This window comes from Aquimarina macrocephali (assembly GCF_051627225.1).
In the GTDB taxonomy this organism is placed as follows: domain Bacteria; phylum Bacteroidota; class Bacteroidia; order Flavobacteriales; family Flavobacteriaceae; genus Aquimarina; species Aquimarina macrocephali.
The window spans coordinates 1716932-1742114 of record NZ_CP151795.1 but is presented as its reverse complement, the minus strand read 5'-3'; the positions used below and the strand labels follow the sequence as shown (position 1 = coordinate 1742114).

Here is a 25183-nt window from a genome sequence, read left to right as displayed (position 1 = left end):
TATTATTTGATTTTATATGTTCCTTCTGCAATTTGTACATCATATCGACTTAAGGTTTTATTGAATTGTTTATGATATAACGGTGCAACCGTATTAATAAATGTATCTGTAGCTCCTTTTTTAATGATATTAACAGTACAACCACCAAATCCACCCCCCATCATTCGTGCACCTAATACATCTGGATTCTGTTTGGTATGATCTATCAAAAAATCCAATTCAGTACAGCTTACTTTATACTGGTTTTGCAGCCCGTTATGCGACTCAAAAAGTAGTTTGCCAAAAGTTATGTAATCCTTTTTATCTAAGGCAATAGCAGCTTTTAAAACTCTTTCATTTTCTTGTATGATAAATAAAGCTTTTTGGTAGTGGTCTTCAGTAATTTCTTTTTTAATAGTAAATAAGGCTTCATATGTGGCATCTCTTAGAGCAGATACTTCTAAGCGCGCAGCTACCGCTTCACATACCGAGCGCCTTTCATTATAAGCACTTTCTGTAAGACTGTGCTTTACATTAGTATTGATTAAAATAATATCATATTCTTTAAAATCAATAGAAAAGTAGGTCGCTTTAAGATCTCTGCAATCTAATAATAAAGCCTTGCCTTCTTTTCCAAACATACTCGCATATTGATCCATAATACCACACTGTACTCCTACATAATTGTGCTCTGCTTTTTGAGAGATATAAATCATTTCTTCTTTGGTTAGTCCAAGTTCGAACAATTCATTTAATCCAAAAACGATACTGTTTTCTAAGGCAGCAGAGGATGATAATCCGGCTCCAAGAGGGATATTACCAGCAAAGACCAAATCAAAACTACAGATTATGATATCTCTTTTAATAATTTCGGCAACTACTCCTAATACATAATTTTTCCATCCTCCATTTTTGGCAGGTTGGATATTTTGTAACGAAAATTCTAAAACCTCATCGGTATCTATGGCATAGACCGAACAATACATATTGTTGTTTTTCTGAATCCCCGAAACTATCCCTTTATTGATTGCTGCAGGAAAGACAAACCCACCATTATAATCGGTATGCTCTCCGATTAGATTGATCCTGCCGGGAGAAAAGGATAATACAGGTTTGGTGCTAAATCGTTTCAGAAAAGTAGATTCTACCTTTTCTAGTAATGATTCATTTGTCATTTATGCAAAGTATATATAGATTCCTAAAACAATCAAACAAATAGTGATCCCTACAACGTTAAGGTGTTTCCAGGGAGTGATATCAACCTGCTCTGTATAGTGTTGCTCATAAGCTTCTGTTCTTGGTTTGAATTTGCCAATAAGTAACATGATAAGTACATTGAGCACGAATAATATTGCCATAACATGTAAGAAGTGAGGGAATTGTTCAACAAAAACAAATTCATCTAATAAAATATAAGCAACATATAAAACCACACCAGAAATGATAGCAATTTTTGCTGCAATTGCAGGAACATATTTTGTTAGGTATCCCACTACAATAATGGTTAAGATAGGAATACTATAACATCCGTTTACTTTTTGTAAATACCCAAATAGCCCATCAGGAGCGTATGCGATTAATGGAGCAATACACATGGCTAAAATTGCTAATATGATGCCAAAACTTTTTCCTGCTTTTACCGTTTTCCGTTCTGTAGCATCAGGTTTAAAATGTGATTGGTATATGTCAATTCCGAATAAAGTGACCGAACTGTTTAAAGCTGAATTAAAAGAACTTAAAATAGCACCAAACAATACTGCTGCAAAAAATCCTACCCAAGCTGTGGGTAGCACCTTGGTCACTAACATTGGATATGCTTCATCTGGGTTATCCAATGTGTTCCCGAACATGTGAAAAGCAATTAACCCCGGTAATACAACGATTAGTGGTCCCAGTATTTTTATAAAAGAAGCTAATAACAATCCTTTTTGTCCTTCTTTTAAGTTTTTGGCTCCTAAAGCTCTTTGGATAATTGCCTGATTGGTTCCCCAATAAAATAATTGAACGAGCATCATGCCAGTGAATATAGTTCCTATCGGAATTGAAGATTCTGGCCCTCCTAATGCTTTTAGTTTTTGTGGGTGAGATTGCGTTAATGTAGTGATTCCTTCAAAAAGACTACCATCACCAATAGCCATTAATCCGAATATTGGTATTAACAATCCACCGATCAGTAACCCTATAGCATTAATGGTATCTGATACGGCTACCGCTTTTAAACCTCCAAAAATGGCATAAATAGATCCTATGATACCGATTCCAAAAACGGTTATCCATAACGCAGTAGTTTCGTTAACATTTAATATACCAGGTACATCAAACATTGTATTAATTGCCAATGCTCCAGAATATAAAACAATAGGTAGTAACACGACCACGTATCCACTTAGAAACAATGCAGAGGTGATTGTTTTGGTCGTTTTATCATATCGTCTTTGCAAAAATTGTGGAACGGTGGTTATTCCTCCTTTTAGATATCGGGGTAATAAAAATACGGCTGTAACCACCATGGCAATTGCCGCCAGCGTTTCCCATGCCATAACCAGGATCCCTTCTTTAAAGGCGGCCCCGTTTAACCCCACGATTTGTTCGGTTGATAAATTGGTTAGTAATAACGAACCTGCAATAACGACCCCTGTTAAACTTCTTCCTCCCAGAAAATATCCATCAGAAGAAGATTCATCTGTTTTTCTGCTTTTTACATAAGCTATTATTGCCACTAATAATGTAAACCCTATAAATGTAATGAACTGCATAGTTTCTTATTTAATTGGTTGTATTGTAAATGAATAGTTATGTTTTGTTGGTTTTATGGTGTATTCATCATGTACCAAACGTCCCCATGAAGTATCTCCACCTACTCCCATTTGTTGATAGTCGATATTCCATTGAATAGTTTTTCCTTTTTTAATATCTGCTCCGTGTTTCTTAGTAACCGGGACTAATCCCGAAGCTGAAGCGGCTCCATCTTTTTCGCTATTAAAATCCAATTCGATCATAGCAAAAGGCCAAACACTACTATTGAGTAATGATGACGAACTGTTGGCCTTAACAGATATTGCATTCGAAGCAATTTTTATCCATCTCACATCTGTTTTATTCCCGGTTTCTTGTGGTCTGGAATAGGTATGAAATTGTGTATCGACCGTACCTGTATATACTCCTGTTTTAACCCCTGTTTTGCGATCCCAATAACTTTCTTCTGGACCATTACCATACCAGGATACCTTCTGGAATGTGTTAGGTAATGTAAGGTACATTCCTAATCTTGGGATGTTAGGTAAATCACTCTGGTTTGGAGTAAAGCTAAAATCTACTTTCATTTCTCCATTGGCACTAATATGATACGTTATGGCTACACTTGCTTCGTTTGCAGGAAGTGTGTAGGCTACTTTATAAGAAACACCAGAATTCTTTATTACAGGATTTTCGACAAGTTTTGCTTTATAATTATAAGAAGCATATTGCCATGTTTTGGCCCATTTATCCATACCATTACCTAGATCATTATCTGTAGGAGGGCGCCAAAAATTAGGCCTGATAGGATGATTAGTGATCACAATTTCATGATGTTTCCAGGAAATAATTTCACCGGTTTTTTTATCAAGTTTCAGATCTACTATTTTGTTTTGGATGTCAATAGATTGATCTTTAGATGTGATTTTTAAATCATTAGAAACTGAAGGTGCATTCATAAATCCAGTTCCTTTTTGAATAACAAACTGATCCCATGCAATTTCATGCCCTTTAGGAATTAATAAGTTTGCATCTTTCTGAAGTAAACTTACCTCTAGAATGTATTCTTTGTTTTTATCTAAAACGTTGGGAAATTTTTCTAGAGTTACTGCTTTTTTCTTTCTAGGTAATACAAGTGCCGAAATCCCATTACCTTCTGCTATTTTAACACCATCTTCTAATACTTTCCAGGAAATACTTTTATCTGTAAAATCCTCGAAGAAGTTTTTATTTTCTATTTCTATAACTCCTTTTCCGGTAGTATAAAATTGTGCAGGTTCATACACTTTTTTTACTTCGGATAAATGTGGGTGTGGATTTCGATATGGATCTACTAACCCATTATTTAAAAAGTTACCATCTGTTGGCAGATCAGGATGATAATCATGTCCGTATGCTAAATATGGATTTCCGTTTTCGTCTTTATATTCTAAACTTTGATCTACCCAATCCCAAATAAATCCTCCCTGAAGATTAGGATATTTTTCGATGATATCCCAATAGTCCTGTAAGTTACCAACAGAATTACCCATTGCATGAGCATATTCGATCATGATAGAAGGTTTATCAGAATCAGATTGCCCGTGATGAATCAGGTATTCTGGTTTAGGATACATCGGGCAATACACATCGGTATACTCTTCTTTACCTGCGGGTTCATATTGTACAATACGATTGTCATCGTGTTCTTTTAACCATGCATAGGTAGTTCTAAAAATCTCTCCTTCTCCCGCCTCATTTCCTAAAGACCAGGAATAGATAGATGGATGATTTCTATCTCTATAGAACATTCTTTGTGTTCGTATCATATGTGCCGGTAACCAACTCATCTCGTTACCGATTTGAGTTTTTTTATCGATAGCCAATGGGTGACTTTCTATATTTGCTTCATCAATAACATATAATCCATATTGATCACATAGATCTAACCAATAAGGATCATTAGGGTAATGTGCACTTCGTACTGCATTGATATTATGTTGTTTCATCGACCTGATGTCTTGTTCCATAGAAGCTTTGGAGACTACATGCCCTGTAAACGGGTCGGTCTCATGTCGATCTACACCACGTATATATATCGCTTTGCCATTAATTAAAACCTGGCTGTTTTTAATTTCTACACGTTTAAAACCAATATGTCGATTAATATATTGATTACTGTTGCCCTGATCCGGGTTTTCTAAAGTGATCCCCAAATTATATAGATTCGGAATTTCGGCAGACCACTTCTTAACGTTCTCTATTATTTTCTCTGCAGTAACATCAATTTTTGATTGCGCAGGTATTTTTATCTCTTCTGAAGTAGTATAAATAATATTTTTTCCATCTAATACCGTAACAGATACCATTCTGGTCACAGCCTCTTCAAGACTATTGGTTACAGATATAGTTCCTTTAAAAACCCCTTTAGTGTAGGATTCATCTAAGTTGGTATAGGTATAATAATCAGAAACAAATACTGTGGGTTGTGTATATAAATAGACATCTCTTTCTATACCACTCATTCTAAGCATATCCTGACTCTCTACATAGCTGGCATCACTCCATCGGAAGAGTTGTAATGCTATAAGATTTTCTCCTTTGGTAAGGTGTTGGGTTATATTAAATTCGGCAGGGGTTTTACTTCCTTGTGAATATCCTGCATACTGGCCATTTACATATACATACATAGCAGATTTAGCTCCTGCAAAATGGAGAATAACGTCTTCTGACAGGAAATTCTCATCTAAATGAATAAACTTTCTATAGGTTCCTACAGGATTATAATCTTTGGGAACATTAGGCCATTTTGTTGTAAAAGGATACCTCTCATCCAGATAGATTGGTTTTCCATAACCTTGTACTTCCCAATTTGCGGGTACAGGAATTGTATCCCAATCATGGTCAGTATATTCAGTATGTTGAAAAGTTGTCGGACGTTGCTTGGGGTCTTTTACCCAATTAAATTTCCAGTCTCCATTTAAACTTAAAAATCGCTTCGATTTTTCTTTTTGCTTTACTAACTTAGATTCGAAGCCAAAGAAAGTAGCTCTGGGAGGTAGTTTATTTTCTTCGAATATCTGATGATTAAAATGATTCGTTTGTTCTGAAACAGGTTGTAATGGCTCTTTATTACAGCTGTACATCCCTATTGCCCCTAATAATATGATTATATATTTTAATTTCATCATTGTGTTATATTTCTTTAATACTCTGCATGTAGTCTTCTGCAAATACCTTATCGAGGTAAAAAATTAATTCTTCTGCATTTTCTTTAGTAAAAATGATAGGAGGCTTAATTTTTAATACATTATGATTCGGTCCATCTGTACTCATTAAGATGCCATGATCTTTTATCCTGTTGGCCAAATAATCAGCATGATTTGCCAAAGGGTTCATGTTGCCATCTACAAGCTCAAAACCAAGAAATAATCCTTGTCCTCGAACATCTCCTATGATTGGATATTTTATAGCTAGTTTTTGTAGTTCTTCTTTTAAAAATTCTCCAATTTGTAAAGCGTGGGATTGTAGATTTTCGCGTTTTACTGTTTTAAGAACTGCAGTTCCAATAGCCGAAGAAACGGGGTTTCCTCCAAAGGTGTTAAAGTATTCCATTCCATTAGCAAATTTGTTTGCTACCTCTTGTGTACACACAACTGCCGCCAGTGGATGTCCATTACCTAAAGGTTTTCCTATGGTTATAATATCAGGGATTACATCATACAATTGAAATCCCCAAAACGTTTTTCCCAATCTTCCGCATCCCACCTGTACTTCATCAGATATACATAATCCTCCTGCGGCACGAGTATATTCATAGGCTTTAGGTAAAAAACCGTCTGGCAATTCAATCTGACCACCACAACTTATAATAGGTTCTATGATAAAAGCCCCAATTCCTCTTCCTTTTTCATGTACATCATTAATACAATTCTTAACCTCTAAAGCATAGTGTTCTCCCGTGTTTTCTCCTCTGTATTTTCCTCTATAAGCATCAGGTAAGGGAAATATATGAGTATGCTCTGGAGCTCCATGGCCTCCATTACCATCAAATTTATAGGAACTAATATCAATACACATGTTAGCATTTCCATGATAACCTACTTCTGAAGCTATGATATCACGCTCTCCTGTTACAGCTTTAACCATTCTAATAGCGAGTTCATTGGCTTCACTTCCAGAATTAACAAAATGCAATACATTCAATTCTGGAGGCAAGGTTTCTATCAATTCCTTTGCTAATTGATTAATAGTATCGTGTAGATATCGAGAATTAGTATTAATCAAGGCCATTTGTTCTTGCCCTGCTTTGACTACTGCATAATTTTCATGCCCTACATGAGCTACATTATTTACCGTGTCTAAATACTTTTTGCCATATTGATCTATTAGGTATTGCCCAGCTCCACGTACCATTTTAATAGGCACTTTATATTGCAAGCTCAAGCTCTTGCCCAAATGTTTTTTTCGATAAGTGATTAATTCTTCATTAGTCGCATCACTTTGAGCATTTAGACTTTCTAATTTGAATAAGAAATTTGGATCCGGGCAAAGCCCTTTCCAAACTTCTATTTGATTGTAATATGCTACTCCAGGAAAATCTACTGTATAGTTTAGCATAGAAAGCATAATTTGGAAATGTAAATGTGGAGCCCAATTTCCATTTTGAGTCGGATCACCAAGATATCCGATACATTCTCCTTTTTTTATACTATCTCCAGGTTGTTTTTGTAATACACTATCAACCGTTAAATGCCCATATAGGGTATAGAATTCTAATGAATCATTTTGATGCTTAAGTATAATTAACCCTCCGTAGTTTTTATCTCCGGTATGATTAAATGCCGTTATAACTTCTCCATCTAATATAGCATGAACTGGAGTATTTGCTGGGAGCCAAAAATCTACTCCAAGATGAACTGTTCTACTTTCTCGTCCGCTATTTCCTGTTTTATCATATGTAGTTGACGTATATAGTGCTCTTGGTTCTAAATATCCGCCTGCGATAATCTTGTTGATATTTTCCTTTTGAAGACGATCTACTTTAAACTGAAATACTTCTAAATCATTAAATTCTTGTTGATGTCCAACCCATTTACTGGATACGCTCAAATCTAAAGAGCACACCTCGTTTTTTTGAATTGAAGGAAATAGTTCTGATAAAGAATAATTATTATTTTCTACCCAAACTCTAAATGCTTTTTCATTAGGATGTGCAGAGTACTCGCAAGTATGTCTAAAACTATAATGAGCATACTCTTCGCTAATTTGTCTCCATTTCTTGAGCACTTCCCAAGCTGGTTTTTCACTTATTAGTAAGTATTCATTATCTGGTTCCTTGATTTTATTAATAGCAGATTTTGTAACAGAAATTACCAAGCGCATAGCTATTGCTACATACAGATATTTTAGTTCTTCTTCTTTTAGCAGAAAAGTAGCATGATATCCTTGCAATATTGGTAAAGTTGCTTCTAGTGGATCATTATGATTCATTATAGCATACGCACATGCGATAGCTACATCATTAATAACCTGAGTGTGTATCGCATCTCCATAATCTATTGCAGCTTTAACCTTAGGGTGAATCAAGTCTTCTGAAACAATAACATTGTTATCGTTAGCATCATTGTGAACTACCGATTTTCTAAGTATAGCATATGAATCCTGGATGGTTTCAAATCTATTTTGAAAAAAAGAAATGATATCTTTTTCTTCACCTTCAAACAAGTGTAGATATTCTTTGGTCCATAATGATTGTGCGATGTCCCAAACAAATTCCCGATGTGCTTCAGGATGGTCAAACCCTTGTAAGGCGCTTGTTAGTAATCCGCATTGTTCTCCTAAACTATATCGTAATGTGTCTAATTGAGGATTAACACTGCTCCAAATTCTACCACTTATCCAAGATAATAGACGTACTTTTCTAAGCGTATTATTTTCATCTATAATCTCTGATATATCATTCCCTTCTTTATCTCGTATCACTCTGGGTGCTATAAGGTCCTTTCCATTTTTCTCTACATATTCTAGTAGCTGCTGTTGATAATCCAGATAATTACTATTTTCATCAGGTCTTGATATTTTAAGAATATATCCATCTCCATGTTCGGTTTTAATCCTAAAATTAAAATCAATTTCTCCAGGAAGAGGAGATACTTTTCCTTTAATACCGAATAATTGCTGCAGTATTTGTTCTGCCTGATTAATAGTTACCTGTAACGTTGAATATTTCATCATCTATTCTTTTATTAATAGCATTATAATGTGTGCTGCACTCCAACTAAAATTTTGTGCATGTAAGCCCTGGCCTGTTATTGGGTGATAATTTTCCCGAATTGCTTTTCCTTTCTCTAATAACCCTTCTGCTCCTTGGATGATTTGTACAGTAGCCTGATCTGCTTCTTTATCAAATCCATAATTACGCAGTCCTTTTACTCCAAAATACGATTGATCTAACCAGTTAGGGCCTCTCCAATAGCCTTTTAAAGGATCAAATTTTGGATGATCTGCAGACACGGTTTGAAAAGGTATTTTGGTATAGAATTTATTGGGATTCATCATCTTATTTTTTACAGCCTCTGCTTGTTTTTGGGTTGCTACATTTGCCCAAAGAGATGTCCAACCCTCACTGCCTTCTCCTTTTATAAATGTTGTTCCGTTTAGATTAGTATCATAAAACCAACCATCAACAGGATCATAGAATTGCTTTTGAATTATTTCTTTCAGTTTTTTTGCTTCTGCCTGGTATTGTTTTGCATCATCATCTTTTTGAATAGCTTCTGCAAGTTTTTCTAAATACAGTTTTTCTGCATAGAGGTATGCATTAAGATCAACACTTTCCTGATCCAAAGAATAGGCTCCTTCTTCATTTTTAAGAATTTTAGAATCGTCAAAACGAATGGCATTATCCATACCACTTTCCCATTTGGCAGCAACAAGACTTCCATCGGTAGACCCATACTCACATAGTCCGTCTTTATCATGATCTCGTTTTTGATACCACCAATAATGGTATTTTTTAAGTTTAGAGTACAATTCTTTTACAAAATCAAGATCATTATCTTTTTCATAAATTTTAACTACTGCCCATGCAGATAATGGTGGTTTTGTATCTCGATAGTTATGGTCTTCTATGCTTGTATCTCTGTATACACAATCTGCTACAAAACCATCTTCGTTCTGAAATTCGAACATCAATCGCATCTGTTTTTTAGCTAATTCTGTATTGTAATAGGATAATCCAACAGCATGTTTCCATGAGTCCCATGACCAAAACCCATTAAACCACTTGTAGTGATAGCTGGGGAACAATCCTTCGTGTTGTATTTCTCCAGCAGGAATACGCCAGTTGTTTTGTAAAGTAAGATGAGCTTTGGTAAGTACCGTAGCATATTTGTCATCTTGAAATTTTTCTTTTCTTGCCTTAATTAAAGATTTTAGCTGCGTTTCCTTTTCGACGCTGCGTTTACTTAAGATAGTATCAAAATCAATGGTAGCGATAGTTTTTTGTTCCTCTTCCCAGGAATATTCGGGAAAAATAAAAGTCTGAGAAACCACAATCTCTTTAGTCGTTTTTGGTTTTAAATGTAGCTGTTGATTATTAGTAGAATAAGAGCTGTCGGTGCTTGTGATTTTTGTTTCGTTTGGAAATACAATATGACCAATGGAATTAGATTTTGAAGAGTGTATGGTAATTTTATTTTCTGCTGATTCTAATCTTAGAGTTTCTGTTAAAAGTGGCTGGTTTTTCCAGTTATACTCCAACTCAATTGCTTTATCCGTTTTATTGGTAAACGTATATTGTATTAATGCCGAATGTCCAGAGGCAAATACCAGTTTTTGTTTTAGAACTACATCTTTGTTTGCAAAGGTTTGTTCTAAATGACTGTTATATGCGGTTGTTTTATATTCTCTCCAGGAAATGTCTCTAATATTTAGTTTTATGAGCATCTCACTACTCCAGATTCCATTTTGCTGAGTCATTAAAAAAGGCCCTGAGAACCCGGGAGAAGGACTAATAGAATCAGGAAAACTATAGGCAAACCATGCACCTTGATCTGAAAACATCAATCCGGATTTATCTATAGAGTCTTTTGGAGTAACTCTATAGTTGAGAATATTTTTACTATAAGAGAGGTATTCTTTTTTGGTAATGTTTGGTGCTGCTACCTTTGTATGCTTTTTACAACCAAAACACAATATGAGAACCGAAATCATTATAAATAGAGCATGCTTATCCATTGTTCTGAAGTTTAATTTTCCAATTTATCTTGTAGGTTTCTTTTGGATTCAGGGTGCTTAATCCGAGTTTGTTATTAAAACTATTAGATGGCCCTGTTTTGGGTTCGAGGGCTATTATATTTCTTTTTTCGGGTGTAAATACTTGCAGATAATTTTCTTCAGAAGAAGACTCAAGAATCAAACAATACTCTGGAGTATTAAATTTTGCTGAATTATTGTTAAGAATATAACAATCATCAAAAAGCCTGTCTTTGATCTGGATAGGTTCTTTTATGGTAATATCTTTGATCTTCATAGGGATCATATCCTTATCGAATACTAATTTTTTATTGCTTTCAACAGTAAGAAAACTCTCATGTAAATCACTACTTAAAAAATATGGATGCCATCCAATAGTGAAAGGAAAAGGAACTTGGTCATTATTGACTACAACTACAGAGAGTTCTAAAGTATTGGCAGATAGAGTGTATGTTAAATGTATAGCGTATTTAAAAGGAAATCCTTTTACTTTTTTGGTTTCTTCATAACCAATAGTTACAGAAGCATGATTGAGACTAACTTCTTCTTTTATATAGGTAAAAGTCTTATTATATATCAGGCCATGTAAAGCATTGTTTTCTTTTTTTACATTAAGGTCTAAAACATATTGTTTGTCTTTAAAAATATACTTTCCATTTTTTATTCTATTGGCAAAAGGGAATAAAACAGCAGAGGCATATGTGGTATTATAATCTAATAATTCAAGCCCAACTATTATGTGCTTACCATTAATTGATAACCCTTGTATGCTTCCTCCTAAATTTAAAGCTATTATGGCACTTGAACTTTGATCTGCTTTTAAAAGTTCGATGTGGTGCTTAGGACTTTTTTGCCCTTTTATGTGGTTTATTTGATACAAAAGCTAAAGAGAATTTCTTAAAATTAAATTATTTACGTTTTCGATTCTAATCTGTTCCTTATTCGTAATCATTTCGGCCAGGCGTTCTCCCATTTTATTAAAATCGGTAGAAATAGTAGTTATGCCTCCTTCTACGATTTCTTTAAGAAGTGTATCATTATAGGATATGATACCAATATCTTTTGCAAGAGTAAACTCTACTTCTTTTATTTTTTTAATAATGCGAATAAGACTCCTATCATCAGGAATTATGTAAACTTCTCCTTTAACCAGCGTTCTCCCTTCTAGAGAATCGATCACTTCATTATCAAATCGATAGGTGTTACAGAACATTTTAAAACCTTCAAACATTCCTGCAGGCTGTTTCTGCTCTTGAAAAAGTAGTACTAGTTTTTGGTATTTTTTTAGAAGATGAAGCCCTTTGACCAAACCGGTTAAAATATCTTTCTTAAAATTTTGATGAATGGTAGGGTATTGTGAAAGCTCGGGACGAGTTTGATCCAGTATATATACTCTATCTTGAGGTAAGACATCTAGTATTGCGGGGATGTCATTTAAATTTGCAGGCATAATAATATAATAATTATAGCTGCCAATATTGTCGTAAATTAATTTGCTAAATACGTCATAATTGAAATGATGAAAATAAATATCTACTTCGATATTCGTATTTAAACTTTTTAAAAAAGAATTATACAAATCTTCTTTAAAGGCATTTAGTTCATCAAATAATAAAAAAATCTTTTGAGCGATTTCTATACTTTCACTTTTTACATAATACCCTTTACCAGGAACAGAATTTACAATTCCTCTTACTTTTAAATCATTGTAAGCGAGCAATACTGTATCTCTCGAGAGAGAGAATCGAAGCTTTACACTGTTGATTGATGGTAATTTATCTCCACGCTTATACTCTCCAGACAAAATAGCACTTTCAATTGATGAAATGATCTGTTTGTATTTAGGTACACCTATGTTTTCTACCACATTAATTGTTTTCATACTACAAATATATCATATTTTTTCTTTAAAAAAACTGGTAGGTACTAGTTGCTTTTTTAAAAACTAAAATTCTATATTGCGCCAATATTTTACGTTAAACCCCTCGTAAAATTGGGGATTATCACCAAAAAACAATGTGATTATGGAAGCAAAAAAAAAGAAAAACCAATGGTATTCATTTTTTTTAACTCTACTTGGGCTTACTCTATTTGGATTCGCTAATACTTATGCGCAAAATGCAGTAATAACAGGTAATGTTTCAGAAAATAGTAGCGGTTCTCCTTTACCGGGAGTTACAATTACAATTATGGGAGATCAAACTCAAGGAACACAAACTGATTTTGATGGAAATTACTCAATTGAAGTTTCGGGCCAGCAAACAACATTAGTATATCGATATTTAGGATTTGTTACCAAAGAAATCTTAGTTGGTAATCAAACGGTAATCAATGTTAGCCTTGAGGAAGATGCGCAGAGCCTGGGAGAGGTTGTTCTGGTAGGTTATGGAACGCAAAAAAAATCAGAATTAACTGCCGCAATTACTTCGGTAAATATAGAGGAGATACAAAAAATTCCTACTGCCGATATAGCAACATCTTTGCAAGGGCAAGTAGCTGGGCTTAATGTAGCAATAGCCAGTGGTGCTCCGGGGAGTGCTCCGGTAATTAGGATTCGTGGTATGGGTACCGTAAATAATAATGATCCTTTATTTGTAATTGATGGGGTCCCGGGAGATTTATCTTATGTAAATCCTGCCGATATCCAAAATATAAGTATTCTTAGAGATGCGTCTGCTGCTACTATTTATGGTTCTAGAGCCTCTAATGGAGTAGTTATTGTTACTACAAAAAGAGGAAAAAGAGGAGACCCACAGGTTGTAGTAAACTCATATATAAGTACACATTCTATTAATGATAATATAGAGGTAGCAAATAGAGCTCAACACGATCAGATAAAACTCCAAGCATATGCTAATGTAGGAGAAACTCCTGCTCCATATCTTACTAATGGAGAACAGTATGCAGATTCTGATTGGGCTGATGCTTATTATAAAAACGCTTTTGAGCAGAAACATGATATTGGAGTTTCGGGAGGTTCAGAAAATACTACCTATAATTTTTCTGCAGGTTATTTTACGAATTCAGGAACTGTTATTAATACAGATTTCAACAGATTTAATACCCGGTTAAATATGGATATTAAATTGTTGAATAACCGACTGAAGATTTCTCCTGGTTTGGCATATGCCAAAGAAAAAAGGCGAAGTATTTTTGAACCACTTGATGGAGGTAATGCTAGTTTTTCTCCATTTCTAAATATCTATTCTCAATTACCTCATAAGGCAATATATGATGCAAATTCGTTAAATGGATTTGCTACACCTGCAACTGGTTTAGGTTCTGGGAATCCAATAGGCCAGGGAGAATTAACTGATCGTATTGATCGTGATGAATACACTCAATTTAATATTGCGGCCAACTTAAAATTATTTGATGGATTAAGTTATCAATTTCAATATGGATTAAATGTAGAAAATGAACATTTCTTTTTCTTTCAGCCAGCATATGATTTTGGACCACAATCTATTAATGAAGATCCTTTTTTATCTGAAACCAGAACAAGGACTACCAGTTGGACATTAAACAATACTTTGAATTATGTCAAATCATTTGGAGATCATGATTTTGATATCCTTGTTGGTGGCTCTAAAGAAGAAAATGTATTTAACTCGGTGGGCGGTAGTAATAATAGACTACCATCTGATGCTATACAAGCTCTGAGTGCCGGGATAGGAGATGCTTCTTCTTTTGGTAGAAATGTTTCCAGTACATTACAATCTGTTTTTGGTCGTTTAAGTTATGATTATGCTAATAGATATTATGTACAAGCCAGTGCCAGAAGAGATGGTTCTTCACGCTTTAGCGCTAAGAACCAATATGGTACTTTCTATTCTGTTTCATTGGGTTGGGCAGTTCATAATGAGAACTTTTTTAAATCAGATTTGTTTACTCAACTAAAACCTCGTTTTAGTTACGGAACATTAGGAAATCAACTTATCCCTAATCATTTATTTTTGGCTAGGATTGGTTCTGGAGGACAACAATTAAACTACCCATTTGGTGAAGATGTAACACAAGCAATATTATCTGGTGCTATCGCTACTTCATTGCCAACACCTGATATTAGATGGGAAGAAACGGCAACCACCAATGTTGGTATTGATCTTGGGATATTAGATAATAGAATCAAAGCTTCCTTTGACTATTTTAATGCTAAAACAAGTGATATGTTGGTATTTACTAAGGTTCCTGGTAGTTCTGGGATTACAACAGATCCTTTAACCAATGCAGGAGATTTAGAAAATAAAGGATGGGAGTTTTCTGCTACATATAGTAGTAAAGAGTACAAAGATTTTTCTTTTGATATTACTGCAAACTTAAGTACTTCAAAAAATAAGATCACAAAACTGGGAGTAGAAGGCGAAGCTCGTGTTGATGGTTTTATAGAGTTTAATAATTTTCCTACCACTCGTACCGAAGTGGGAGGAGAAATTGGACGATTTTATCTGTTTGAAGCCAATGGGATATTTCAAAATCAAGCAGAGATTGATGCGCATGCAGTTCAGCCAGATGCGGCTCCGGGAGATTTACGATTTACTGATGTAAACGGGGATGGTCAATTAAACGATGATGATAAAAAGTATATGGGTAGTGGTCTTCCTGATTTTGAATATGGATTAACCCTTAATGCTAAATATAAAAACTTTGATTTTAGTGCATTCTTTCAAGGGACTCAGGGGAATAAAATCTACAACGGCGTAAAAATGTGGCTGTATAGAACAGATAGAAATAATGTGTCTTCTGATTTAGTTAATGCTTGGACACCACAAAATACGAATACAGATATTCCAAGAAACGCATTTGGTGATCCTAACAATAATATTAGACCTTCTAGCTATTTTCTGGAAGATGGATCATATTTAAGATTAAAGAACCTACAGATAGGATATTCGATTCCAGAATCTGCAATAAGTAAGATTCCTGTTTCGAGAATCAGAGTTTATGCAACCGCCAATAATCTATTTACCATTACAGATTATTCAGGTTTTGATCCAGGTCTAGGAAATGGAGGAACATTTAATAGAGGAGTTGACAGAGGGTTCTACCCATTAACCAGATCTTTTATTTTCGGTATTAGTGTATCGATGTAATAGTTAGAAAAAAAATTAAAAAACAGAACAATGAAAAAAATTAGTTATTTATTAATTATAGTTCTAAGTATAGGAATACTAAATTCTTGTAGTGACGATTTTTTGGATGTTGCAAACAAGGAGAATTTGACTGATTCTAGTTTTTGGCAAACAGAAGAACATGCGTTACAAGCGCTAACAGCTACTTATGGAGCAATGCATAGTGCAAGTGGAAGTAAATGGGCTTTCTTTGAAGAGGTGTATACTGCAATGGCATACCGAGCTGATGATGTGACCAATAATACGGCAGAAACATATAGTCGATCACTGGCAAGTTTCTCTAATACTACAGAAGATACAGGCCCATACAATATTTGGCAAAGTAGCTATGCAGGTATAGGTCGAGCTAATCAGATCATACAAAGAATACCAGAAATGGAAGCTCTATCTCAGGAAGATAAGAATACGATTGTGGCCGAAGCAAAATTCTTAAGAGCACTATACTATTTTTGGCTGGTAACCGGTTTTGAAAATGTACCTCTGGTAACTACTTATGAAACAGAATTAGATCGTCTTTTTGTGTCTCAGGTAACTCCTGATAAAATATGGGAGCAGATAGAAAAAGATCTTGCCGAAGCAGAACCAGATTTATTGACAGAACATTCATCAGAATGGAAAGGAAGAGCTACACAAGGTGCTGCAAAAGCATTATTGGGTAAAGCATATTTGTTTCAGGAAAAATGGAGCCAGGCAGAAGTCAAATTAGGAGAAGTAACCGGTATGGGATACTCTTTATTAACTAATTATGCAGATAATTTTAATGGAGCTGCAGAAAACGGGAATGAAAGTATATTTGAAATTCAATTTTCGGGAGATCGTGCTAATGGTAATGATGAACGACAGGTTTTTAACTTTCAGGTTTCTCCCTATGCCTTTGGTGGGTGGGAATTATTCTATCCCTCTGATTGGTTAGTTGAAGAAATGAAAACAGATTTAACTACCGGAGGAGAAATTAGTGAAAGAGTATATGAGAGTATTTTCTTTGACGATCCTAATTCTGAAATGTATAGTAGAGATGCAGATGCAGTTATTGCATATAGTGCTGTATCTGGTGATCTTAACCATCCTAAATACTTCAAAAAATATGCTTTTAATCAGGATGTAAGCTTTTATAACGGAACAAACATTGCTTTAATTCGATATGCAGATGTTTTATTAATGTATGCCGAAGCTTTAAATGAAAATGGTAAAACAGATCAAGCGATAATAGAGATAAATAAAGTTAGAGAACGAGGGAAAGCAGCTCCATTAGGAGTAATGACGCAAAGCCAGCTAAGGGATCAAATTCGACATCATGAACGCCCGGTTGAGTTAGCTATGGAATTTGGTATTCGTTGGTTTGATCTTTATAGGTGGCAAAGAGGAAGTACAGTCACAGAATCGATAAAAACAACGCTAGAAAATCATAACAAACCATTCGCAGAGAATTTCCAGGATAAACATATTTTATACCCTATACCATTACAGGAGATAAATATTAATACTAATCTTAAACCGAATCCTGGATGGTAAAAAAACCCGAAAGTTGAGTTAGTTATTAAAACTAGTAAACACCTAAGAATTTTATTATTTTTAGGTGTTTATGCTAGTATACAATATATGTCATGATCACAGATAGTAAAAGAATAAAAATACTTGGAGTACTAATAAGTATATTCCTAATCATATCATGTCGCAACAATGAAGCTACTCAACAAAACCTAAATTCTGATAAAAATAAAACATTATTTACTTCAGTTTTATCAGATCATTCGGGGATTCATTTCATAAACCAAATACCAGAGAGTAGTGCCATGAATAGTATAGTGTATGAATATTTCTATAATGGTGGAGGTGTTGCTATAGGAGATGTTAATAATGATGGATTATCCGATATTTATTTTACTTCCAATCTCAAAGAAAACAGACTTTATATCAATAAAGGGAATTTTCAATTTGAAAATCACACAGAGAAAGCAAAAGTAAAAGGCTCTTTTGGGTGGACAACTGGAGTCACCATGGTAGATATCAATGCAGATGGTTGGTTAGACCTTTATGTGTGTAAGTCAGGTAAAGGAAAAGCGATAAATAGAGAAAACGAACTTTTTATAAACAACAAAAATGGTACGTTTACTGAGTCGGCTGCCCAATATGGACTTAATTTTTCTGGATATAGTACGCAAGCTGCATTTTTTGATTATGATAAAGATGGAGATGTCGACATGTTTTTATTAAATCATAATGTGTCTCCTGTTAATACCAATAACCCAGAAGACTATAAAAGCGAGAAAAATGACCTGGTAGGAGATCGATTGTATCAAAATAACTTAGGAAAATTTACAGATGTTTCTGATCAGGCAGGAATCATACAAAATCCTTTAGGTTTTGGTTTAGGGGTTTCTATAGGGGATCTTAATCAAGATGGTTGGCCCGATATATATGTAGCAAACGATTATATCGAGCATGATTACCTTTATTTTAATAACGGAAATGGCACATTTACAGAAAAAATAAAATCATCTATCGGGCATACGTCTAATTTTTCGATGGGAACCGATATTGCAGATTTTAATAATGATGGGTTGTTGGATATCATTTCATTGGATATGGTAGCCGAGGATAATTATGGGATCAAAACCAGTATGAGTGGGATGAACCCAAAGGCATTTAATCATGCTGTTGATAATGGATTTCATTATCAATATATGTTTAATGCATTACAGCTTAATAATTCTGACGAATGTTTTAGCGAGATCGCACATCTCGCAGGAATATCAAATACCGATTGGAGTTGGGCACCATTGTTTGCAGATTTTGATAATGATGGATTAAAAGATGTATTTATTACTAATGGTCTTAAAAGAGATTTTAGAAATAATGATTTTAGAAAATATAAAGTAAAACGATTAGAGCAGGCTCAAAAGAATAAGGAAAATATAAAAAAAGTAATCGAAGAGCTAGTTCTTAAAACTCCACAACGAAAAACCCGAAATTACTTTTTTAAAAACAATGGGGACTTAACTTTTTCAAAGACATCCACATCCTGGGGAATTGATGCTCCTACTTTTTCTAATGGTGCATCCTATGCAGATTTAGACAACGATGGGGATTTGGATCTGGTTATTAATAATATTGATCAGGAAGCTACTATTCTAAAAAATAATACCAGAAATAAGAATTATATACAGTTTCAATTTAAAGGAGATTCCCAAAACCCATTTGGAATAGGTACACGTATTGCCGTACAAACAGAAAAAACAACTCAAATATTCGAAAACTATCCCACAAGAGGATATCAATCTGCGGTAGAACCAATTATACATATCGGATTGAATAGTAACACAACGGTACAAGAAATTATAGTAACCTGGCCAGATGATAAGGTAGAGGTAATTAACAATCCAGAAATTAACAAAAGAGTCATTATTAATTACAACGATGCTTCTTTTACAAATCAAAAAAAGAAGAATCCTGTAGTACCGCTATTTAAGAATATTACAAAAGGCATAAACATATCCCACAGGCATGTAGAAAATATGTATGATGATTTTGAAAAAGAAAGTTTATTGCCGCATAAAATGTCTCAGTTTGGTCCTGCACTTGCTGTTGGAGATGTAAACAAGGATGGATTGGATGATTTTTATATTGGCGGAGCAAAAGACCATCCAGCAGCATTGTATACACAACAATCTGATGGTTCTTTTCAATCTTCGTGCAGTACGCTATGGGAAAAAGAAAAAGCATTTGAAGATGTGTCTGCGCAATTTTTTGATGCAGATGGGGATAACGATTTAGATTTATATGTGGTAAGTGGTGGGAATGAATGGCCAGCAAATCATACTATGTATCAGGATCGTTTGTATATAAATACTAACGGAAACTTTATTAAAGAAAACAATAGATTACCAAAGATAGTATCCAGTGGTAGTTGTATAAAACCATTTGATTATGATCAGGATGGAGATCTGGATGTATTTGTTGGGAGTAGGCATACACCACAAAAATATCTGTATCCCGGAGCAAATTATCTATTAGAAAACAACAACGGTGTTTTTAAAGATATTACCAAAACGATTGCTCCAGAATTATCTGAAATCGGTATGATCACTGATGCAATATGGACAGATATTGATCAGGATGGCTTATCTGATTTGGTTCTAGTTGGAGAATGGATGCCTATAACGGTATTTAGAAACACAGATAAGACTTTTAAAAAAGATACTACTTTGTTTAAGAATACCGATGGTTGGTGGAATTCGATTAATAGTGCCGATTTTGATCAGGACGGAGATATGGATTACATAGTGGGTAATTTAGGTCTAAACTATAAATATAAAGCCTCTGCCGAAGAACCTTTCGAGATTTATGCACATGATTTTGATGATAACGGGACCAATGATATTGTATTAGGATATTATAACAATGGAGATTTGTTTCCGCTTCGTGGTCGAGAATGTACCTCGCTCCAAATGCCATTTATAAAAGAAAAATTTCCAACCTATGAAGGTTTTGGTTCTGCAGACCTAATTCAGGTATATGGGCAAGAAAAACTAGAGAAAGCTTTACACGCCAAAGCGTATACATTTGCTTCTGTTTTTATAGAAAATTTAGGAGATGGAAAATTCAACATTATAGAACTTCCAAAACAAGCACAACTATCTTCTATAAACGATATTCATATTGATGATTTTGATGATGATGGATTAAAAGATATTCTTATTGCCGGAAACCTATTTCAATCAGAAATTGAAACTCCGAGAAATGATGCCGGTTACGGATTGTTACTTAAAAATAATGGAAAGAATAATTTTGGCCCTATTCCCGCAGTTAAAAGTGGCACCTTAATTAAAGGAGATGTAAAAGCAATACGACCTTTTAAATTTAAAGGAAAAGAAGTGATTCTTTTTGCTAGAAATAATGAGGGATTAGTATGTATTGAAGCTAATCACTAGATTCTAATATAGGTGTAATGTCTTTTATTATTTCTGAGTTTTCTAGAAAAACAAAAAGCCTGCACTACAGTGCAGACCTCTGTTTCTTTGTGGAGAAGATGGGACTCGAACCCACGACCTCTTGACTGCCAGTCAAGCGCTCTAGCCAACTGAGCTACATCCCCAATTTTTCTCATGGGGATGTAGCGAAGTGCCTGTCCCGATGAGCGTAGCGTTTTCGGGAAGCTACATCCCCAGTATTTTTTTAATCTGATCCTCTTAAAACTAATAAAGGAATTCTACTATCAAAGTCTTTTTTGAAAATAGCATCTTCTTCCCAAAGTTTAGCAAAGAAACCTCGTTTCCGTCTAAAAACACAAATAAGGTCTGGATAATTTTCATTAAGATGTTCTAAAACTCCTTGAAATAATGTAGCATTTTCAGACGATTTATAGGATGAGGTAATCTCTCCTAAATCCTTATCAAACTTAGAATCTTCAACTAAAAAATTTGCTGTTTTTACCTGAAGCAATTTTAAATCACCGTCAAAAGTACTTAAAATTTCCTTTACAGGAGTTAACGCATTTTTCTTTTTCACGATACCTGATTTGACTGCCATAAGTATCTTTTTAATAGGTGAAAAAGTATACATTTGAGGAATAATCAATACAGGAATTTCTGTATTTTTTACAAGACTACCCGAAATTGGACCAAGAAAATAAGGATCTTTAATATCCCTAACCTCTGCCCCCAAAATGAGTAAATTTATAGCGTGTTGTAAATTAAACTTAGGGATAGCCTCAAGAAGTTCTCCTTGTAATGGTAAGGCAATTACTTCTACTCCTTTTTTGTCAATTTTTGCTATTTTTTCTTCTATAGAAGATGCTGTGATTTCCTTTAGTGTTTTGTTTACAGAGGGAAGACTACCAGATCTGGGTAGCTCTTTAAAAACCTCTACAACATAGACTGTTGCTTTGAGTTCTTTTGCAAAATCTATAGTGTATTGAAGTCTGGCCATACTAATTGAATGTTCAGACAAGCCCAAAGGAACCAATATATTCTTCATTAATTATTATGATTTGTGTTTCAGTGTGTAAAATTACAATTTTAGACCTTTTACTAACTCATTTCTTGATATAATATTATTTTTAAAGCTTTTCTGGTAGTCTAAAAGAGCTTTTTTCTTAAAGTTTTTTTAAATATAACCTTTGATTATTAACTGCAATATAAAGTTAGTATTTTTACTGCTTTCCAAAAAAATATGATTCGTAAAGCAGTATTATCTGATCTGGATGCTATTTACACATTGACTCGAGCTTGTGCCAAAGCAATGATAGCTAATGGCATCTATCAATGGAATGAGCATTACCCTACTCAGGAACGTTTTCAAAAAGATGTTGAGTTACAAGAACTATATGTCCTTGAAGAAGAAGACCGTATCAAAGGAATTATTGTACTTACTGATCTAATAGATGAAGAGTATATTCCTGTTACATGGTTAACAGATAATACCAATAATCTCTATATACATCGCGTAGCGGTTGATCCAGAATATTGGGGAAAGGGGTATGCTCAAAGATTAATGGATTTTGGAGAAGAATATGCTAAAAAAAATCAATATCAATCGGTTAGACTAGATACCTTTAGTCAAAATAAAAGAAACCAGAAATTTTATGAAATCAGAGGGTATCAACGTTTGGAAGATATCTATTTTCCAAAGCAAAGTGAACACCCGTTTCACTGTTATGAACTCGTTTTATGAGTAAGGTAATTGGTTTTAAAAATATAAATCGCCTGGCTATTCCGGCTATTGTTGCTGGTATTGCAGAACCATTGCTATCGATAACCGATACAGCTATCGTGGGTAATATTCCCGAATACGGTACCGAATCTCTTGCAGCAGTAGGTATTGTGGGGTCTTTTTTGTCAGCATTAATATGGATTCTCGGACAAACCCGAAGTGCAATTTCTGCTATCATTTCTCAATACCTGGGAGCAGGTAAAATTGAAGAAGTTAAAACATTACCTGCACAAGCTATTTTCTTTAATGTAGCTCTTAGTATTTTTGTATTGATCTCTACTGTTTTTTTTGTTGAAGAGATTTTTAAGTTATACAATGCTTCAGGATTAATTTTAAAATACTGTGTCGTCTATTATGATATCAGGGTATGGGGATTTCCTTTAACCTTATTCACATTTGCTGTTTTTGGGATTTTTAGAGGATTACAGAATACATTTTGGCCAATGATTGTTGCTGTAATTGGCGCAGTAGCTAATATTGTTTTAGATTTTATCCTGGTATATGGGATCGAAGGTTTTATTGCTCCAATGGGGATTAGCGGAGCCGCATGGGCAAGTTTAATTTCACAGTTCTTAATGGCGGTTATCGTTTTCATATTATTGTTGACTAAAACCAATGTAAGCCTCAAATTACGTTTTCCATTAAATAAAGAATTGGGTAGACTGGTTACTATGAGTCTTAATTTATTTGTACGATCTATTGCATTAAATACGGCATTATATTTTGCAACCTCTAGTGCTACAGAATATGGGGACGAATATATCGCTGCATATACGATAGCAATGAATATCTGGATGTTTACTGCATTTTTTATTGACGGTTATGGTGGAGCAGGTAATATCCTTGGCGGAAAACTATTAGGTGCGAAAGATTATAAATCCCTCTGGAAATTAGGTAAGCGTGTAAGCACTTATGGTGTTGGCGTGAGTTTGATTTTGGCACTATTTGGATTTATATTTTATGATGCAATAGGAGAAGTATTTACAAGTGAAACCATAGTGTTAGAAACATTTTATAGTGTCTTTTTTATTGTTTTAATTGTACAGCCCATTAATGGTTTGGCTTTTGTCTTTGATGGGATTTTTAAAGGCCTTGGCGAAATGAGTTATTTAAGAAATGTACTGCTAGGAGCAACATTCTTAGGGTTTATACCTACCCTTTATCTATGTAACTTTTTTGATTTAAAGTTATACGGGATATGGATAGCGTTTACGGTTTGGGCACTTTTTAGAGGAGTAGCACTCGTCATAAAGTTTAGAAATAAGTTCTTGCCCTTGATCTCTTAAAAAGGATAAATAAGGATGAATAATAATGGAGCATAGATAAGGATTAAGAAAATCCCTATTCGTAATCTGTTTTTTTCAAAAAACTCTTCTAACATCTTCTTCATATATTTTATGAACTATCTATATATATAAACGTGTTATATTTTAGATAATTACAATTAATTTTTACTAAGAAATAAATCATTTGACTGTATTAAGATTGTTTGTTAAACAATTTTAATACAGAGATCACCAGATGGGTGAATGATACCAACCAAAATAATTATGTGTGGTATGTTAATCTTCAGTTGGTATTAGTTACTTTTACTATAAAAGTTACAACAATAATGATACCAAGATCTAACGGAAGTTTATATACTCATACCGAAAACAGCATTGCAACGATAGAATTTGGGCACCATGCCAGTAATTCTTTTCCATCAGAATTATTAGTAAGATTAACTAAAGCTTTTGATGAATTATCAGAGGATACATCTGTATCTGTAATCATTCTTAAATCAGAAGGAGACCGGGCATTTTGTGCAGGAGCTTCTTTTGATGAACTAATGGCAATAACAAATCTGGAAGAAGGAAAACAATTCTTTTCTGGATTTGCGAATGTGATTAATGCAATGCGAAAATGTAAAAAACCAATTATTGGAAGAATACAAGGTAAAACTGTAGGAGGAGGAGTTGGGTTAGCGTCCGCTTGTGATTACTGCCTGGCTACAGAAGCAGCATCGGTTAAATTAAGTGAATTAACAATTGGTATAGGCCCCTTTGTAATAGAACCGGCAGTATCAAGAAAAATAGGATTAGCAGCTTTTGAAACTCTTGCGTGGGATGCATCACAATGGAAAAATGCATACTGGGCAAAAGAACAAGGATTGTATGCCCGCGTTTTTGGTACCACATCAGAATTAGATAAAGAAATACAATTGTTTGCCGAAAAACTTGCTGGTTATAATCCACAGGCAACACAACAAATGAAAAAAGTAAACTGGAAAGGAACAGAGCATTGGCAAGAACTTCTTATAGAAAGAGCAGCCATTTCTGGCGAATTGGTGCTTTCTGAATTTACTAAAAAAGCATTAGAAAAATTTAAAAAATGAAAGGGTCTAC

14 protein-coding genes and 1 tRNA gene are annotated in these 25183 nt (G+C 34.3%); 6 read left to right on the top strand and 9 right to left on the bottom strand.

Annotation, left to right across the window (positions count from 1 at the left end; genetic code table 11):
• Positions 1 to 2: 2 nt before the first annotated feature.
• Genes galK through AAFU52_RS07875 form a run of 7 tightly spaced genes read right to left on the bottom strand, consistent with a single transcriptional unit; the run spans position 3 to position 12835 of the window.
• On the bottom strand, positions 3 to 1154 hold the full coding sequence (gene galK, locus AAFU52_RS07905) for a galactokinase (RefSeq protein ID WP_438426042.1): 1152 nt from the start codon (positions 1152 to 1154) through the stop codon (positions 3 to 5).
• Complete coding sequence (locus AAFU52_RS07900) at positions 1155 to 2735, bottom strand: solute:sodium symporter family transporter (protein ID WP_438426041.1); 1581 nt, start codon at positions 2733 to 2735, stop codon at positions 1155 to 1157. It lies immediately after the preceding gene.
• Positions 2736 to 2741: 6 nt separating this feature from the next.
• Positions 2742 to 5885: a glycoside hydrolase family 2 TIM barrel-domain containing protein gene (locus tag AAFU52_RS07895; protein ID WP_438426040.1), complete on the bottom strand. Its 3144-nt coding sequence runs from the start codon at positions 5883 to 5885 to the stop codon at positions 2742 to 2744.
• A gap of 4 nt (positions 5886 to 5889) precedes the next feature.
• Positions 5890 to 8931 (bottom strand): aminotransferase class III-fold pyridoxal phosphate-dependent enzyme, encoded by a 3042-nt coding sequence (locus tag AAFU52_RS07890; RefSeq protein WP_438426039.1) that lies wholly within the window; start codon positions 8929 to 8931, stop codon positions 5890 to 5892.
• Positions 8932 to 10935, bottom strand: coding sequence for an MGH1-like glycoside hydrolase domain-containing protein (locus tag AAFU52_RS07885; protein ID WP_438426038.1), 2004 nt, complete (start codon positions 10933 to 10935; stop codon positions 8932 to 8934). It abuts the gene before it with no gap.
• Positions 10928 to 11833: an aldose 1-epimerase gene (locus tag AAFU52_RS07880; protein WP_438426037.1), complete on the bottom strand. Its 906-nt coding sequence runs from the start codon at positions 11831 to 11833 to the stop codon at positions 10928 to 10930. The genes AAFU52_RS07885 and AAFU52_RS07880 overlap by 8 nt, the downstream gene beginning before the upstream one ends.
• Before the next feature lie 3 nt (positions 11834 to 11836).
• Positions 11837 to 12835, bottom strand: coding sequence for a GntR family transcriptional regulator (locus tag AAFU52_RS07875; RefSeq protein WP_024768460.1), 999 nt, complete (start codon positions 12833 to 12835; stop codon positions 11837 to 11839).
• A gap of 142 nt (positions 12836 to 12977) precedes the next feature.
• On the opposite strand from AAFU52_RS07875, the gene AAFU52_RS07870 reads away from it, so the two are divergent.
• The 3 genes from AAFU52_RS07870 (at position 12978) to AAFU52_RS07860 (ending at position 21016) form a co-directional block, all read left to right on the top strand.
• Positions 12978 to 16046, top strand: a complete 3069-nt coding sequence (locus AAFU52_RS07870; protein WP_438426036.1) for a SusC/RagA family TonB-linked outer membrane protein — start codon at positions 12978 to 12980, stop codon at positions 16044 to 16046.
• A gap of 30 nt (positions 16047 to 16076) precedes the next feature.
• Positions 16077 to 17597, top strand: a complete 1521-nt coding sequence (locus AAFU52_RS07865) for a RagB/SusD family nutrient uptake outer membrane protein (RefSeq protein WP_024768458.1) — start codon at positions 16077 to 16079, stop codon at positions 17595 to 17597.
• A gap of 92 nt (positions 17598 to 17689) precedes the next feature.
• Complete coding sequence (locus AAFU52_RS07860; RefSeq protein ID WP_438426035.1) at positions 17690 to 21016, top strand: VCBS repeat-containing protein; 3327 nt, start codon at positions 17690 to 17692, stop codon at positions 21014 to 21016.
• A gap of 90 nt (positions 21017 to 21106) precedes the next feature.
• On the opposite strand, the gene AAFU52_RS07855 is transcribed toward AAFU52_RS07860, so the two are convergent.
• Both AAFU52_RS07855 and AAFU52_RS07850 read right to left on the bottom strand, forming a co-directional pair.
• A tRNA-Ala gene (locus AAFU52_RS07855) sits at positions 21107 to 21180 on the bottom strand.
• 80 nt (positions 21181 to 21260) lie between these two features.
• Positions 21261 to 22061 carry a universal stress protein gene (locus AAFU52_RS07850; RefSeq protein WP_024768436.1) on the bottom strand — a complete coding sequence of 267 codons (801 nt, stop codon included), beginning with the start codon at positions 22059 to 22061 and terminating at the stop codon, positions 21261 to 21263.
• Between the two features lie 195 nt (positions 22062 to 22256).
• On the opposite strand from AAFU52_RS07850, the gene AAFU52_RS07845 reads away from it, so the two are divergent.
• The 3 genes from AAFU52_RS07845 (at position 22257) to AAFU52_RS07835 (ending at position 25173) form a co-directional block, all read left to right on the top strand.
• Positions 22257 to 22757: a GNAT family N-acetyltransferase gene (locus AAFU52_RS07845; protein WP_024768435.1), complete on the top strand. Its 501-nt coding sequence runs from the start codon at positions 22257 to 22259 to the stop codon at positions 22755 to 22757.
• Positions 22754 to 24082: an MATE family efflux transporter gene (locus AAFU52_RS07840; protein ID WP_438426034.1), complete on the top strand. Its 1329-nt coding sequence runs from the start codon at positions 22754 to 22756 to the stop codon at positions 24080 to 24082. Before AAFU52_RS07845 ends, AAFU52_RS07840 begins: the two co-directional genes overlap by 4 nt.
• A 326-nt stretch (positions 24083 to 24408) precedes the next feature.
• On the top strand, positions 24409 to 25173 hold the full coding sequence (locus AAFU52_RS07835; protein ID WP_438426623.1) for an enoyl-CoA hydratase/isomerase family protein: 765 nt from the start codon (positions 24409 to 24411) through the stop codon (positions 25171 to 25173).
• The last annotated feature ends 10 nt before the right edge of the window (positions 25174 to 25183 follow it).